We start from the raw sequence: 15,546 nt of genomic DNA on the forward strand, positions 1-15,546 counted from the left end.
CCGATTGAGTGGTCCGGGACACATCGAGCAGATACTATCGGCTTCATACCGACTGGGTGGTATGTGGGGTGGTGTGCAGGTCGGACGGCGTGCTGCGGTCCGTCGGCCTGCGCAAAGGCCGGCCGGTCCCCGCAGGGGCGGGGTGCGCCCGCCCACGCAGGGCACCCAAGGCACTAGCGTGGTCGCCGGGCCGAGCCGACCGCACAGCGCGCTCCGGCCCGAACCCCGCTGTGCGGAAGTCCGTGCTCCCGGCCGAATCGAGGGCAATGGCGTTGTTCGACGCCCACCTCCACATCATCGACCACCGCTTCGCGCTGCCCGGAAACTCCGGCTACCGGCCGGAGCCCTTCTCCGTCGCCGACTACCGGGAGTGCACGCGGGAGCTCGGTTTCACCGGCGGCGCCGTCGTGGCCGGGTCCTTCTCCGGAACCGGCCAGGACCACCTGGTGGCCGCGCTGCGGGAACTGGGGCCGGCCTACGTCGGCGTGGCGCAGCTGCCGCCCGACACCTCCGACTCCCATCTGCGCGACCTGCACGCCGCGGGGGTGCGCGCGCTGCGGCTCAACCTGTACCGCGGCGCCGTCGACGACCTCGACTCCCTGGTGCAACTGGGCCGGCGCGCCGCCGAGCTGCTCAACTGGCCCACCGAGATCTACGTCGACTCCCGCGATCTTCGCGCGCTGGCACCGCGCGTCGCGCCGCTGCCCCGCATCAGCATCGACCACCTCGGGCTCTCCGCCGCGGGCCTGCCCGCGCTGCTGGCCCTGGTGGGATCGGGCGCGCGGGTCAAGGCGACCGGATTCGGTCGCGGCGATCTGGACGTGGCCGCCGCACTGCGCGCCGTCGCCGAGGTCAACCCCGGGGCTCTGATGGCGGGCACCGACCTGCCCGGCACCCGCGCGCCGCGCCCGTTCGACCCCGCCGACCTGAAGGTCATCGCCGAAACGCTGCCGCCCGCGGCCGCCGAGGCGGCGTTCGGCGCGAACGCGCGCGACTTCTACGGACTGCCCGCGAGCGGACTGCGGTGAGACCCCCGTGGCGCCGGCACTCCCGCGGACGGGGGTGCTGGTACCACCTCCCGGGTGGGGGCACCCGGCCACTACGCGAGGTAGTCGGGATTCGGCCGTCGGCGGCTGTAGTGTGACGCTGTGAAGCCGCCCGCGGCGCGTGACCGGCCTACCTCCGCGCCCCCGGGCGACCGCCCGGCGCGCTCCACCGGGCGATCACTCCGCGGCCATGCGCAATTGGCCGGGAGGGGTGAGGCTGGAGGAAGGCCCCACCAGGACCGAGTGGAAAGAGGCGGTGGCCATGTCGCTCGCCGGCACCCCGGTGCGGACACGGCGCGCGTTGTCCGGTCCGGCCGTGCGGGACTCCGCGCCGGCCCTGATGGCCGCCCCCGGCGGGCGGAGGTGGCGGGCGTGATCGTCGTCGCCCACCGCGGTGCGTCGGCGTACGCGCCCGAGAACACACTCGCGGCTCTGCGGGCGGCCCGCGAGCGCGGTGCCGACATGGCCGAGATCGACGTGCGCCAGACCGCCGACGGCGCCTTCGTGGTTCTGCACGACTCCTCTCTGCGCCGCACCACCGACGTCGCCGAGGTGTTCCCCCGGCGCCGCAGCTGGCATGTCGGCGACTTCACCCTGGCCGAGATCCGCCGCCTGGACGCCGGCTCCTGGTTCGGCCCGGAGTTCGCCGGCGAGCGCGTGCCAACACTTCAGGAGTGCCTTGGGGTCCTGCGCGACGAGCGGCTCGGCGCCCTGGTCGAGCTGAAGGTGCAGCGCCGCGACCGCTCGATGGCCCACCGGCTGGCGCAGGAGCTGCGCGCCGACCACCACTGGGGGGAGGCCGGCGCCGAAGGACGTCTCATCCTGCAGAGCTTCGACTGGGTCACGCTGCGCGCGATGGCCGGCGACGTCCCCGGCCTGCACACCGCGGCGCTGGGCAAGACCTACGGCCGCTACGGGCTTCGCCGGATCGCCCAGTACGCGCGCCTGATCAACCCGCACCACCTGCGCGTCTCGGCGCCCTATGTGCGCCACGCGCACGCCCAGGGGCTGTCGATGTTCGGCTGGACCGCCAACAACCACCAGGCGATCCGCCGGCTCATCCGCGACGGCGTCGACGGGATCATCACGGACTACCCCGACCGCGTCCACAGCACCCTGCCGGCCGTCTGAGTCCCGCCGACCGCTCGCCCCTCCTCCTCGCCGCTCCGTGGGCCGCAGCCTCCGCCGCCGCTGTCCGGAACCCCCCGTCGCGAGCGGCCTCCCGCCGCGTGCGGACGCTCGCGACGCGCCGCGAGTGCCGCCCGGGAACCGTCCCTCCTCCCTGCGCGCCCCGGTGTTCTCGCAGGTGTGCGCACCGCCGCCGGAACACCTGAGAAAAGTGTGGGCCGAAGTCCCCGCTTTCTCTGATGTGCGCCCCGTCGGTGTCCTAGGATGCGTGCAAGCGGAGAATGCACGTGCATATGGCTCATGCGCGTGCGCACGCAAGGAGGTTTCGCGAGCCGGCGCTCCGGCCGGGAACCCGATATAGACGACTGCGAGGGGATCGCGGTGACCGGACAGCCAGCCCGCGAATCAATGGGAAGACTCGGCAACGGGGAGCGTCCGGGGGCGGTCTCGGCTCCGTCGCCGAGAGCATGGTGGACCTCCGCCCTGCTGAGCGGGTCGCTGCACGCCTCGGCGGCCCTCCCCTCCCGCGCCGACGCGCTGTCCTGGAGCCTGGACGCGCAGCCGGGCGCGGCGGGTGTGGCGAGGGGCCTCTGCGCCGGCGTCCTCGGGGAGTGGCACATGCCCGAGCGCGCCGCCGACGTCGAGCTCGTCGTCTCCGAGCTCGTCACCAACGCGTTGCGGCACGGCCGTCGCGTCCACCCCGCTGCCGGCACCGACGACCCGATCCGGTTGAGTATGCTGCGGCGCGGAGGCGAGCTGGTCTGCGCGGTACGGGATCTCAGCGACCGGATGCCCGAGCGGCGCGACCCCGACTTCAGGTTCGAGTGCGGGCGTGGTTTGCACCTTGTCGCGTCATTTTGCAGTGGATGGGGTGTTCTTCCCGTTCTGCCCGCCGGAAAGCACGTCTGGGCGCGTTTCGGCTGAGGCGTCCTCGCCTGCGGCGCTCCCGGCGCGCGGAGGGGAGCCGGTACATCGTGCACGCGCCGGTAATCATCGCGGATTCCCGTTGCGGCCCATCGAGTCGGCGCCGGGATCGGCGATATCGTGGTGCGTGCGTGGATGTTCCGCGCGACGCGGCGACCCCTGAACACCGGTCGGGTCGCGGGGAGCGATGAGTAGGGAGGCAGCGGCTGTGGACATAGCTCGTCTGAAGCGGGGGAGCGGTCCCACAGTCCGCCGAATGCTGCTCGGATCCGAACTGCGCAAGTACCGCGAGGCGCGCGGGCTGACCCGCGGCGAAGCGGGCCACTACATCCGCGGTTCGGAGTCCAAGATCAGCCGGATGGAACTGGGGCGGGTCGGCTTCAAGGTCCGCGACGTCGAGGACCTGCTGAAGTTATACGGCGTGACCGACAAGGACCAGGTGCAGACCATGGTCCGCCTGGCGCGCGAGTCCAAGAAGCCCGGTTGGTGGCAGGAGTACGGCGACTCCCTGCCCAACTGGTTCCAGGTCTATGTGGGCCTGGAGGAGGCCGCTACCCGGATCCGGGTCTACGAGGCGCAGTTCGTGCCCGGCATGCTGCAGACGGAGGACTACGCCCGCGCGGTGATCTCGGCCGGGCGCTCGATCCCCGACCCGCTGCTGGAGGATCGCGTGGCGGTGCGGATGCGGCGCCAGCGCCACATCGAGGACGGCGGATGCCGGCTGTGGGCGATCATCGACGAGGCCGCGGTGCGCCGCCCCGTCGGCGGGCCCGATGTCATGCGCGGCCAACTGGAGCGGCTGATCGAGCTGAGCGACCGCCGCAACATCACCGTGCAGATCGTGCCCTTCAGCGCGGGCGCGCACGCCGCCGAAGCGGGGTCGTTCACGATCCTGCGCTATCCCGACTTCGGCCTGTCCGACATCATCTACCTGGAGCAGCTCACCGGGTCGATGTGCCTGGACCGCCGGACGGAGATCGACGCCTACACCATGGCGATGGAGAAGCTGAGCGTAATCGCCCAGCCGCCCACCTACACGAGGGACATCCTCAAGGGCATGATCGACGACCTCGACTAGCGTCCCACCGGTCGGCGTCCCATCCGCCCGCCCCCACCGCCGCCCCCACCCCCGCACGCAGCCGTTCGCCTCCCGAGCCCGATCCGCAGACGATGCGACGGCCCGCAGGATGCGACTCCGCCGAGACCGCGGACGAGGATCCCGGAGGCCGGCCGCGGTCCAGCGGCTCACCTGGGCCTACCTGCGTACCGCCCTCGACTCCGGCGCCCGGCCTGGCAGGAGGCGTGCGACGCGCGCACCGCCGGGCCCGACGTGTTCGGGGGTGTCGTTGGTCCACATAGGTTCGCGCGCGGGCCGAGGGGCCGATGCGCGAAGCCCCGCTCCCTGCGGCCGATCAGGCCGCAGGGAGCGGGGCTCCGCGGGTTCTGCGCCGGTCGCCGAGTCGGCGCCGGAGCGCGCACGAGACCGGCCGCGAGTGGGTCAGCTGACGAGGTTGTCGAAGTCGCCGTCCTTGGCGCCGCCGATGAGGGCGTCGATCTCGGCCTGGGTATACAGCAGCGCGGGGCCGTCGGGGAAACGGGAATTGCGCACGGCGATGGAACCGTCGGTCAGTCGTGCCATCTCGACGCAGGCTCCCTGGGAGTTGCTGCGCCGGCTCTTCTGCCAGGCGACGTTCTGGAGCTCGGTGGCCGCGATGCCGTTGTAGGCGCTCATGGAGACTCCTTGATTCTCTGCGGAGCTGAATTGATGCACAGGCCGATGCACTGTCCGATGCACGTGCATTAGCACCGTACTTTGAGCAGGATAGCGCACGTGCACTCTCCTGTCCGCCCCCAGGGGGTACCTTTCTGGTGGTCAAAGGGCGTGCGGACGCCGACGGCCCGGAGTCCCCGCATGGGGGATCTCCGGGCCGTCGGCGTCGTTGTGCGCAGAGGTGCGGGCGCGGCTCGCGTCAGGAGCAGTCGAGCGCCTCGGTGAGGGTCTGCAGGTTGGCGCGCATGATGGAGGGGTAGTCGTCGCCCGGCGACGTCTCGGCGACGCCCTCGACCGGGTCGAGTACCGCCGTCTTCGCGCCGGTCTCCGACGCGATCGTCTCGGCTGCGTCGGCGTCGCCCAGGGGCTCGGTGAACACGGTGCCGATGTCGTGCTCGCGCACGGTCTCGGCGACCTCGGCCAGGCGCGCGGGGGTCGGCTCGGAGTGGGGGTCCGTCCCGGTGGGGCTGATCTGGTGCAGGTCGTAGCGGTGGGCCAGGTAGCCGAACGCGCTATGGCTGACGACGATGTCGCGGCTCGCGCACTCGGCCAGGCCCTCGGAGTACTCGGTGTCGATGGAGCCGAGCGTGCCGGTGACCGCCTCCGCGTTGGCGGCGTAGTCCGAGGCGTGGTCGGGGTCGATCTCGCTGAGGCGGTCGGCCAGGCCCTCGGCAGCCGCGGTCAAGCGCTCCGTGTCGAGCCACATGTGCGGGTCGGAGGCGCCGTGGTCGTGGCCGTCCTCGCCGCCGGGTTCCTCGTGGCCGGACTCTTCGTGGTCGTGGCCGCTCTCGCCGCCGGGTTCCCCGTGTCCGCCCTCCCCGTGGTCGTGTCCGGACGAGCCGGCGTTCTGCTCCAGCGTCCGCAGCTCGACCAGGTCGGCGACGTCGAGCGCGTTGTCGCCGCCCTGTGAGGAGACGGCGTCGTCGACGGCCGGCTGCAGCCCGCCGATCTGGCGCGGCGCGAGCTCCAGCTCGTGGGGATCGGTGCCCGCACCGGCCAGGTTCTCGACGCCGACGTGGTCGCCGCCGACCTGGGAGGCCAGCCACTGCAGCGGATAGACGCCCGTGACCACGCTCAGCCGGTCGCCCGAGTCGGCTTCCTGGCCGCCGCCACCGCAGCCGGAGGCCGCGAGTACCCCGACCGCGCACGCCGCGGCCGCCTTGACATAGCTCCGTCGTCCCATGGCTTAATCATGAGGACAATGAAAATGGTTGTCAATTCGGGTTGTTTGAAGGGCTTTGTCCAAGATCATCGGCGGGTCGGGCGGCTGCGCCGCCGGGAGAGGCGCCTCGGAGGCCTGGGCTGCCGGGCGGCCACGCGCGGCCGCAACCGTCGGGCCGGCATTGGGGACGGACCGGACGCGCTAGGCGATCTCGGCGAACCTCTCCACGTCGTTGGTCCTGCCGGCCACCACGATCACGTCGCCTTTCTGCGGGACCGTCTCGGCGGTGGCGTAGGTGAACTGCTCGCCGTGGCGCTTGATGCACACCACGGTGATGCCGTGCTTGGTGCGCACCCTGGTCTCGCCGAGCTTGCGGCCGATCATCTCGCGGGGGGCGCGGGTCTTGCCCAGGGCGAAGTCCTCCTCGATCTCGACGTAGTCGAGCATCCGCCCCGAGACCAGGTGGGCAACCCGCTCGCCCATGTCGTGCTCGGGCAGCACCACGTGGTGGGCGCCGATCTGCTGGAGGATGCGTCCGTGGCGGCGGCTGGTGGCCTTCGCCCAGATGTGCGGCACCCCCATGTCGACCAGCAGGGAGGAGGCGAGGATGCTCTCCTCCAGGTGGGTTCCTATGGCCACGACGGCGCGGGTGAACTCGTGCGCGCCGATCTGGCGCAACGCCTCGTCGTCGGTGGCGTCGGCGACGACGGTATGGGTGAGCGACTCCGAGAACGCCTGCACCAGCCGGGGGTTGGAGTCCATGCCCAGGACCTCCCAGCCGTGGGCGACCAGCTCCAGCGCCAGGGAGCTGCCGAACCGCCCCAGGCCGATCACCAGGACGCGCTTGTCGTGGGGCCTGCTGCGCTGCACTTTCTTCTCCGCCTCCTCAGGTGCGCCCCTCGCGGTGAAGGGCCTGGATCAACCGATGATCGGCCGCGACTCCGGAAGGTCGTAGCGCCGCGTGTGCTCGCGCAGGGCCAGCGCCGAGGCGAACGTGATGGGACCGATGCGGCCGGCCAGCATGAGCACGACGAGCAGCAGTTGGGCCGGCTCGGGCAGGTCGCCGGTGATGCCGGTCGACAGCCCTACCACCCCGGAAGCCGAGACTACCTCGAAAAGCACCTGGTCGAGCTGGAAGGGCGTCGCCACCAGCAGAGCGACGGTGGAGGCCACGACCACCGTCATCGACAGGAACAGCAGGCTCAGCGCTTCGCGGATCACTCCGGGCGACAACCGGCGGCCGAAGACGTGCACGTTGGGGTGGCCGCGGATCTCCGACCACACGATCAGGAAGATCACCGCCAGGGTGGCCACCTTGATGCCGCCGGCGGTACCGGCGCTGCCGTTGCCCACGAACATCAGCATCACGGTGACCAGCAGCGTCGACTGGTCCATCCCGCCCACGTCGAGCGTGTTGAAGCCTCCGCTGCGCGGCATGACGCCGTGGAAAGCGCCGTCGACGAGCTTGGCGGAGGTGCTCAGCGGCCCGAGGGTCGCGGGGTTGGACCACTCCAGGACCGTGATCGCCACGATGCCGGCGGCGAACAGCGGCAGCGAGGTGCTCACAGTGAGCTTGGTGTGCAGGTTCCAGGCGCGCGGACTCGCCAGGTGGCGGCGCAGCTCCAGGAGCACCGGGAAGCCCAGGCCGCCCAGGATGGTCGCCAGCGCCACCGGCAGCAGGATGAGCGCGTCGCCGGAGAAGCGGGTCAGGCTGGCGTCGTAGAGCGAGAGCCCGGCGTTGTTGAAGGCCGAGATCGCGTGGAAGAGCCCGCTGTAGAGCGCCTCGCCGAGCGGTATCCCGTGGCCGAGCCACATCCGGGGTACGAGGACCGCCGCGAGCAGCGCTTCGCACACCAGGCTGGCGCGCACCACCCGCATGACGATGCCGCGGACGTCGCCCACCTGCAGGCTGCGGGTCTCGGCCTGCACGCCCAGTTGCAGGCGCAGTCCGAACCGGTGGATGACCACCACGCCCAGCACCGAGGCCAGGGTCATGATGCCGATGCCGCCGGCCTGGATCAGTACGGCGACCACCACCTGGCCGAACACCGTCAGCTCCGAGCCGATCCCGATGACCGACAGGCCGCAGACGGCCAGCGCCGTCGTGGAGGTGAACACCGCCTCGACCGGGGTGAGCCCGGAGCCTTCGGCGTGGGCGACCGGGAGCATCAGCAGGGCGGCGCCGGCCAGGTCGACCACGACGAACAGGACGACGAACAGCCGCGCGGGACTCGCCCAGAGGACGTTGCGCAGGTCGTGCGGCATCCGGGGGCGGGGCAGGCGCCGCAGCCTGCGGGACAGCCGGCTGCGAAGGTGCGAGCCCCGTCCTGGCGTGTTCACGTGCATCGTGGTCCCGTTGTACCGCCTCGGGGGCTTCGGCGGGCGGGCGGGGGAGCCCGCCGCGGGCGGCAGTGGCGAGGCCCCGGTCTCTCGGGGCGCGGTGTGCCGCCACCGGTGTGCGTCTCCATCCAACCGCTCCGCGTACGTGTTCGCCTAGGCAAGCCCGGCGCGGCGTGTCGCGCCGGGCCCGGTCGGAGCGCTCATCGGGCTCCGCCGCCCGGAGAGCCGGTGCTGCGTTTCGCCGGCGGACCGTGTCTGCGGTACTGCGCGTTGCGCACACCCAGCACGGCGGCCGCCAGCACGGTGGCGATCAGCGACGCGATCAGCACGCCGGCCTTGGCGTCCTCCAGCATGTGCTGATGGTCGGAGAAGGACAGTTCGGTGATCAGCAGCGACACCGTGAAGCCGATGCCGGCCAGCAGCGACATGCCGCAGATGTCGACCCAGCGCAGCGACGGGTTCAGCTCGGCGCTGGTGATCTTGGTGGTGACCCAGGCCCCGCCGAAGATGCCGATGAGCTTGCCGGCGACCAGCCCGACGATGATTCCCACGGCCGCGGTGTCGGTGAAGATCGCGTCCAGCCCGGTGAAGGCCACCCCCGCCGACATCAGCGCGAAGACCGGCAGCACGAGGCTGGAGGACCACGGCCGGATGGCGTGCTCGGCGCGGTGGCTGGGGTCGCCGGTCTCCCCGGGCAGTTCGACGGTGCGCATGAGCATGCCCATGGCGACCCCGGCGATGGTCGCGTGCACGCCGCTGGCGTGCATCAGGGCCCAGATGGCGACGGCGAGCGGCAGGTAGACGGCCCAGCCGGGCAGCGGCGAGCGGTCGAGTGCGGCGGCGGCTCCGCGCCCGCGCTGCAGGTAGCCGAAGACGGCGAGCAGGGCGATGGCCCCCAGCAGCGGCGCGAAGGACAGGTGGTCGGTGTAGAACACGGCGATGACGACGATGGCGCCGAGGTCGTCGACGATGGCCAGGGTCAGCAGGAACGTGCGCAGCGCCGGCGGCAGGAACCGGCCGATCACCGCCAGGATGGCCACGGCGAAGGCGATGTCGGTGGCCATGGGGATTCCCCAGCCGCGCAGCGCGTCGCCCTGCCCGATGTTGATCAGGGCATAGATCGTCGCGGGCACGACCATGCCGCACAGCGCGGCGACGATGGGAAGCATCGCCCGGCGGGGGTTGCGCAGCTCGCCGTGGACGAACTCCTGCTTGAGCTCGTTGCCGACGACGAAGAAGAAGACGGCCAGAAGCCCGTCGGCGGCCCACTCCTCGACCGAGAGGTGCAGGTGCAGGCTCTCGGGTCCGAAGGTGATGGTGCGGATGACCTCGTAGGAATGTCCCCAGGGGGAGTTTGCCCAGATCAGGGCGACCACGGCGCCGGCTATAAGGAGGAATCCGCTGACGACGTCCTCGCGCAGGGCGTCGGCGATCCCTCTCAGGCGGTTGGTCATGTGTCGCGTCTCCCCCACAGGCTGGCTCGAACCTCTCGTCACGCTGTTCACGCCGTCTACTTCGCCGACCGCGGGCCTCGGCACACTCCCGATGCGCAAGGTCGCCGATGTATTGCCATGAGGCGCACGATCAAGATCGCCCGAGCCCGAGCGCTGACTTTGCCAGATATTTTGGCGTTTTGTCCAGGTCAGAGGCGTTAGCTCCGGTTTTCCTGGTGCCTACCGCACCCGCCGCTCGTGTCCGGCGCCGCGAACGCGTGATGTGTGTCACGCGTGGCGGGCGCCCTCGTGGTCCACGTGGCCGTCGGGCTCCAACTGCAGTGTGGAGTGCTCGACGTCGAAGTGCCCGGACAGACACGCGTGCAGGTCGTCGAGGAGGCGGCCGGCGTCGGCGAGGCGGTGCTTCTCGACCACCACGTGCGCCGACATCACCGGGATTCCCGAGGTGATCGTCCAGGCGTGCAGGTCGTGCACGTCGATGACGCCCGCCTGGCGCATCAGGTGCTCGCGCACCTCTTCCAGGTCCACGTGGCGCGGTGTGGACTCCAGCAGCACGTGCACGGCTTCGCGCAGCAGGCCCCAGGCGCGGGGGACGATGAAGGCCGCGATGCCCAGGGAGATCAGCGAGTCGGCCTGCTCCCAGCCGGTCAGCCAGATGACCGCGCCGCCGATCACGACGCCGACCGAGGCCAGCGCGTCGCCCATCACCTCCAGATAGGCGCCGCGCACGTTCAGGCTCGCCCTCTGGCCGCCGCGCAGCACCAGCAGCGCGGCGATGTTGGCCGCCAGGCCGATGCAGGCGACCGCGACCATCCACGGGCCCGCCACCGGCTGGGGGTCGAGCATCCGCCGCACCGCCTCGTAGGCAACGAAGGCGCAGAGCGCGAACAGGGTCAGCGCATTCACCGCGGCGGCCAGCACCTCCGCCCGTTGCAGTCCGAACGTGCGCTCCGCGTTGGGGGGGCGATTGGCGATCCACACGGCGACCAGCGCAAGTGCGACGCCGAAGGAGTCGGTGACGGTGTGCCCGGCGTCGGCGAGCAGCGCCAGGCTCCCCGACGCGGCCGCTCCGGCGACCTGCACGCCGGCGACCGACAGCATCAGCGCCAGCGCGATCGCCAGGCGGCCGCGGTTGGCGGTGGCGGCGGTGGTGTCGCCGTGCCCGTGCCCGTGCCCGTGCCCGTGCCCGTGGCCCATGCCCATCCCGGCTCCCCGCTCGTCTCGGCCCCTGCCTGCGCCGCGCTGGCGGCCGCGGCGCAGGCGCGGGGACTGTTCAGTCCTCACTGTTTATACAGCCTAGGCTGTCAATACAGCAAATGCTGTAAAATGGTTTTCATGTTGACCTCCGAGCAGCGCCTCGCCGCGATCCAGCGCCTGGGCCGTGCGCTGGCCGACCCCACCCGCTGCCGCCTCCTGCTCGCCCTCCTCGACGGACCCGACTACCCGGCCCACCTCGCCGAGCATCTGGGGCTTACCCGGCAGAACGTGTCCAACCACCTGGCCTGCCTGCGCGAGTGCGGCCTGGTGACCACCACCGCGCGCGGTCGCCAGGTCAGCTACGAGCTGGTCGACGACTCCCTCGCACACGCCCTCGACGACCTGCTGCGCGTTGTGTGGGGCGTGGCCGCCGAGCACGTGCCGCCGGGAGAGCACACTCCGGTCCCCGCCGGCTGAGCAATCCCCGCGCCCGGCCCGTCGCCCCGTCTGCCCTCGCCGACCGGAGCCACCGCCACCGCCCGGCCCGCGCCCGACCGCGAAATGCGGTCGGCCCGGGGCAGCCGCCGTGTGGCCGGATGCGGCCCGGCACCGCCCCGTGCAGCGCGCCGCGGCCGCCGCCTCCGGCCGCACGCCGCTTCGGCGCCGCTCACAGCGGAGGACCGGCAGCGTAGCGACCCTGATAGACCCCTGACACGTCCCTGACAACCACCTGATCTCGGCACGCTCCTGGGGATTTCGCCCCGACTCGCGAAGTATCGTGTTTGCAGCGTGCCCGGCAGTACCCCGTGCGGCTCCCCCGTGCCGACGTCCGCACGGCAGTTCGTTCGTCTACCGCTCGTCGCAGCGGTGCCGTTTGCAGCGCGAGAAGCCATTCTTCGAGGAGTAACGACTCTCATGTCCCAATCTGCCAAGTGCCCTCTTGGCGTCCCATCCGGCCCATTCCCACGAGCGGGCGCGCAGCGGGTTAGGGGGACGGCGTGAACCGACTAGCACGGATCTCCCTCGGCAACCGGGCGCTCATCCTGCTCATCACCCTGGCGGCCCTGGTCTTCGGCGCGCTGGCGACGGTCAGCACCCCGCGCGCGCTGATGCCCTCCATCGAGGTTCCGATGGTGATGGTCAACGCCCAGTACCAGGGCGCCTCACCCGAGGTGGTCGAGACCGACGTCGCAGAACCGCTTGAGCAGGCGGTGCAGGGCGTCCCCGGCGTCGTCAGCTACACGTCCACCTCCAGCACCGGATCGGTGCAGGTCACCGCCGAGTTCGACTACGGCGACGACAGCGACGCCGTCGTGCGCGACGTCCAGCAGGCGGTCGACCAGGCCGAGCCGATGCTGCCCGACGACGTCGACCCCTCCGTCACCGCGTTCGGCACCGACGACATCCCCGTCGTCATGCTGGCCGCCGGCGCCGGCGACGGCGACGAGCAGGCCCTGGCCGACCCGCTCAAGGAGCAGGTCGTGCCCGAGCTCGAGTCCATCGACGGCGTGCGCGCGGCCACGGTCACCGGCATCCGCGAGTCCTCGGTCGTCATCGAGCCCAAGGACGACAAGCTAGAGGACGAGGGCCTGACCGTCGCCGACCTCACCGGCGCGCTCCAGGCCAGCGGCACACTCACCCCCGGTGGCGACATCACCCAGGACGGCGAGACCCTGACCGTCACCACCGGCGGCAAGCTGCAGTCGGTCGACGAGGTCGAGGACGTCTGGGTCACACCGTCCGGCGCATCCGCCGGCGGGAGCGGCGCCGCGGGCGCCGGGACGGGCGCCGGCGCGGCTGCCGGAGCGGGCGCGGCCGCGGGTGCGGCCGGAGCCGTTGCTCCCAGCGCCGATCCGATGCGCCTGGGCAAGCTCGCCGACGTCGAGCTGCGCATGGACGAGGCCTCCAGCATCACCCGCACCGACGGCAACCCCAGCCTCGGCGTGATGGTCACCAAGACCCCCGACGGCAACACCGTCGAGATCTCCGACGAGGTCACCTCGGCGCTGGACGACATCGAGCCCATGCTCGGCGACGACGCCGAGGTCACCGTGGTCTTCGACCAGGCGCCCTACATCAACGACTCCATCGTGGCCATGGCCGAGGAGGGCGGTCTGGGGCTGCTCTTCGCGATCGTCGTGATCCTGGTGTTCCTGCTGTCGATCCGATCCACCCTGGTCACGGCCGTGTCCATCCCGGTCTCGCTGCTGGTGGCGATGCTCGGCATGCAGGCGTTCGGCTACTCGCTCAACCTGCTGACCCTGGGCGCGCTCACGGTCGCGGTCGGGCGCGTGGTCGACGACTCCATCGTCGTGCTGGAGAACATCAAGCGGCACATGGCCTACGGCGAGGAGAAGTTCACCGCCGTCTACACGGGTGTGCGGGAGGTGGCCACGGCCATCACCTCGGCCACGCTGACGACGATGGCGGTGTTCCTGCCGATCGGCTTCGTCAGCGGGCAGACCGGTGAGCTGTTCCGCCCCTTCGCGGTCACCGTCAGCCTCGCCCTGGGCGCCTCGCTCCTGGTGTCGCTGACGATCATCCCGGTGCTGGCCTACTGGTTCATGCGCCCGCGCATCGTCCCGCCCGAGCAACTGGAGCGGATCAAGGCCGAGGAGCACCAGCGCGAGCTGCGCACCCCGCTGCAGCGCATGTACCTGCCGATCATCCGCTGGGCGACCCGCCACCGCATCACCACGCTGGCCGCCTCCGTGCTGATCCTGGTCGGCACCTTCGTCGCGGCCGGCAGCCTGCAGACCAGCTTCCTGGGCAACCAGGGGCAGAACACCTACTCCGTCACCCAGGAGCTGGCCAAGGGCACCTCGCTCAACGCCGCCGACGACGAGGCGAAGAAGGTCGAGGAGGCCCTCGACAGCCTGTCGTGGGTGGAGTCCTACCAGACCTCCGTCGGGAGCGGCGGAGGCGGCATGGCCGCGATGATGGGCGGCGGCGCCGACACCGTCACCTACACCGTCACCGCCGACCCCGAGCTGGAGCAGGAAGGGCTGTCGGACAAGCTGCGCGACGCCATGCAGGACGTCGACACCGACACCGAGCTGCGCGTCGCGACGGCCGGTGCCGCCGGCGGCACCGCGTTGGAGGTCGACGTCCGCGCCGACGACCGGGAGACCCTGGTCGAGGCCGCCGAAATGGTGGAGGGCGCCGTCCGCGACATCCCCGGCGCCGCCGACGTCGAGAACAGCATCGCCGCCTCCCAGCCGGCGCTGGAGGTCGACGTCGACGGTGAGAAGGCCGCTGAGGAGGGCCTCACCGAGGGAGCGATCGGCCAGGCCGTCACCCAGGCGTTCAGCGGCTCCGAGGTCGGTACCGCCACGATCGACGGCACCCAGCACGACATGGTGGTGCGCGACATCGCCAAGCCGGCCGGTGTCGGGGACCTGGAGGACCTCAAGCTGACCACCGGAACCGGTGACGAGATCCGCCTGGACAAGGTCGCCGACGTGCAGAAGGTCATGCAGGCGCCGGAGCTGACCCGCTCCGACGGCGTCCGCAGCGCGACCGTCAGCGCCTCGCCGACCGCCGACGACCTCGGCGCGGTCTCGACCGAGCTGACCCAGAAGCTGAACGACCTGGACCTGCCCGAAGGTGCCAGCGCCCAGATCGGCGGCGTCAGCTCCGACCAGAGCGAGGCGTTCACCCAGCTGGGCATCGCCATGCTGGCCGCGATCGCCATCGTGTACCTGATCATGGTGGCGACCTTCAAGAGCCTCATTCAGCCGCTGATCCTGCTGGTGTCGATCCCGTTCGCGGCCACCGGCTCGATCGGGCTGCTGCTGGCCACCGGCCAGCCGATGGGCCTGGCGGCGATGATCGGCATGCTGATGCTGATCGGCATCGTCGTCACCAACGCCATCGTGCTCATCGACCTGGTCAACCAGTACCGCAACGACGGCATGGAGCTGCGCGAGGCGGTCGTGGAAGGGTCGCGGCACCGGCTGCGCCCCATCCTGATGACCGCACTGGCCACCGTCGGCGCGCTGACGCCGATGGCGCTGGGCATCACCGGCGGCGGGGCCTTCATCTCCCAGCCGCTGGCGATCGTGGTGATCGGCGGTCTGATCACGTCGACGCTGCTCACGCTGGTGCTGGTCCCGGTGCTCTACACGATGGCCGAGGGCCGCAAGGAGCGCCGCGCCCAGCGGCGCCGCGCCAAGCGCGAGGCGGCGCTGGAGAAGGCCCGCGCCGAGGGCCGGGAGAAGGCGGACGAGCAGGACGACAAGGAGCCGGCGCCGGCGGCGGCCGACGGCGACTCCGGGTCCTCCTCCGCCTGAGGAACACGGGCCCGGCCCGAGCACGGAAAGCGGCCGCCGCGGGGGGTTCTCCGCGGCGGCCGCCGCGTGTGCGGCGGCGCGGTGCCACAGGCGGCGGGAGGGCGCTGCGCGCCGGGTTCGCGCAGGCTCCGCGCCGCTCGCCCGCCGCCCGCCGCCGTCCTGCGGCGTAGGCGCTCCGCATGACGTGCATGTCGGGGTTCTCGGAGCGCTGATTTGTGATCGAGCCCCCACG

The 15,546-nt window shown here is 71.5% G+C and carries 12 protein-coding genes; 6 read left to right on the forward strand and 6 right to left on the reverse strand.

Going from position 1 to position 15,546, the window contains the following annotated elements; genetic code table 11:
- Positions 1-266: 266 nt before the first annotated feature.
- The 4 genes from RM446_RS18375 (at position 267) to RM446_RS18390 (ending at position 4,176) form a co-directional block, all read left to right on the forward strand.
- The gene (locus tag RM446_RS18375) at positions 267-1,028 is read left to right on the forward strand and encodes an amidohydrolase family protein (protein ID WP_311546579.1); all 762 of its coding nucleotides are present in this window, start codon (positions 267-269) and stop codon (positions 1,026-1,028) included.
- Between the two features lie 390 nt (positions 1,029-1,418).
- Positions 1,419-2,177, forward strand: a complete 759-nt coding sequence (locus RM446_RS18380) for a glycerophosphodiester phosphodiesterase (protein ID WP_311546580.1) — start codon at positions 1,419-1,421, stop codon at positions 2,175-2,177.
- 378 nt (positions 2,178-2,555) lie between these two features.
- Complete coding sequence (locus RM446_RS18385; RefSeq protein ID WP_311546581.1) at positions 2,556-3,098, forward strand: ATP-binding protein; 543 nt, start codon at positions 2,556-2,558, stop codon at positions 3,096-3,098.
- 256 nt (positions 3,099-3,354) lie between these two features.
- Complete coding sequence (locus RM446_RS18390) at positions 3,355-4,176, forward strand: helix-turn-helix domain-containing protein (protein ID WP_311546582.1); 822 nt, start codon at positions 3,355-3,357, stop codon at positions 4,174-4,176.
- A 420-nt stretch (positions 4,177-4,596) separates the two neighbouring features.
- Here RM446_RS18390 and RM446_RS18395 read toward each other — a convergent pair whose 3' ends face one another.
- From RM446_RS18395 to RM446_RS18420, 6 genes are all read right to left on the reverse strand, one after another.
- Entirely contained in the window at positions 4,597-4,830 is a 234-nt protein-coding gene (locus tag RM446_RS18395; protein WP_311546583.1) for a DUF397 domain-containing protein, read from the reverse strand.
- Between the two features lie 238 nt (positions 4,831-5,068).
- Positions 5,069-6,052 carry a metal ABC transporter substrate-binding protein gene (locus tag RM446_RS18400; RefSeq protein WP_311546584.1) on the reverse strand — a complete coding sequence of 328 codons (984 nt, stop codon included), beginning with the start codon at positions 6,050-6,052 and terminating at the stop codon, positions 5,069-5,071.
- A 180-nt stretch (positions 6,053-6,232) separates the two neighbouring features.
- Positions 6,233-6,901 (reverse strand): potassium channel family protein, encoded by a 669-nt coding sequence (locus tag RM446_RS18405; protein ID WP_311546585.1) that lies wholly within the window; start codon positions 6,899-6,901, stop codon positions 6,233-6,235.
- Between the two features lie 48 nt (positions 6,902-6,949).
- Positions 6,950-8,296: a TrkH family potassium uptake protein gene (locus RM446_RS18410; RefSeq protein WP_311546630.1), complete on the reverse strand. Its 1,347-nt coding sequence runs from the start codon at positions 8,294-8,296 to the stop codon at positions 6,950-6,952.
- 275 nt (positions 8,297-8,571) lie between these two features.
- Complete coding sequence (nhaA, locus tag RM446_RS18415) at positions 8,572-9,825, reverse strand: Na+/H+ antiporter NhaA (RefSeq protein ID WP_311546586.1); 1,254 nt, start codon at positions 9,823-9,825, stop codon at positions 8,572-8,574.
- Between the two features lie 267 nt (positions 9,826-10,092).
- Positions 10,093-11,028: a cation diffusion facilitator family transporter gene (locus RM446_RS18420; RefSeq protein WP_311546631.1), complete on the reverse strand. Its 936-nt coding sequence runs from the start codon at positions 11,026-11,028 to the stop codon at positions 10,093-10,095.
- 123 nt (positions 11,029-11,151) lie between these two features.
- Here RM446_RS18420 and cmtR point away from each other — a divergent pair, with 123 nt between their 5' ends.
- Both cmtR and RM446_RS18430 read left to right on the forward strand, forming a co-directional pair.
- Positions 11,152-11,499, forward strand: a complete 348-nt coding sequence (gene cmtR / locus RM446_RS18425) for a Cd(II)/Pb(II)-sensing metalloregulatory transcriptional regulator CmtR (RefSeq protein ID WP_311546587.1) — start codon at positions 11,152-11,154, stop codon at positions 11,497-11,499.
- A 521-nt stretch (positions 11,500-12,020) separates the two neighbouring features.
- Positions 12,021-15,314 (forward strand): efflux RND transporter permease subunit, encoded by a 3,294-nt coding sequence (locus RM446_RS18430; RefSeq protein ID WP_311546588.1) that lies wholly within the window; start codon positions 12,021-12,023, stop codon positions 15,312-15,314.
- Positions 15,315-15,546: the final 232 nt, after the last annotated feature.

The organism is Streptomonospora wellingtoniae, from assembly GCF_031845375.1.
Taxonomy (GTDB): domain Bacteria; phylum Actinomycetota; class Actinomycetes; order Streptosporangiales; family Streptosporangiaceae; genus Streptomonospora; species Streptomonospora wellingtoniae.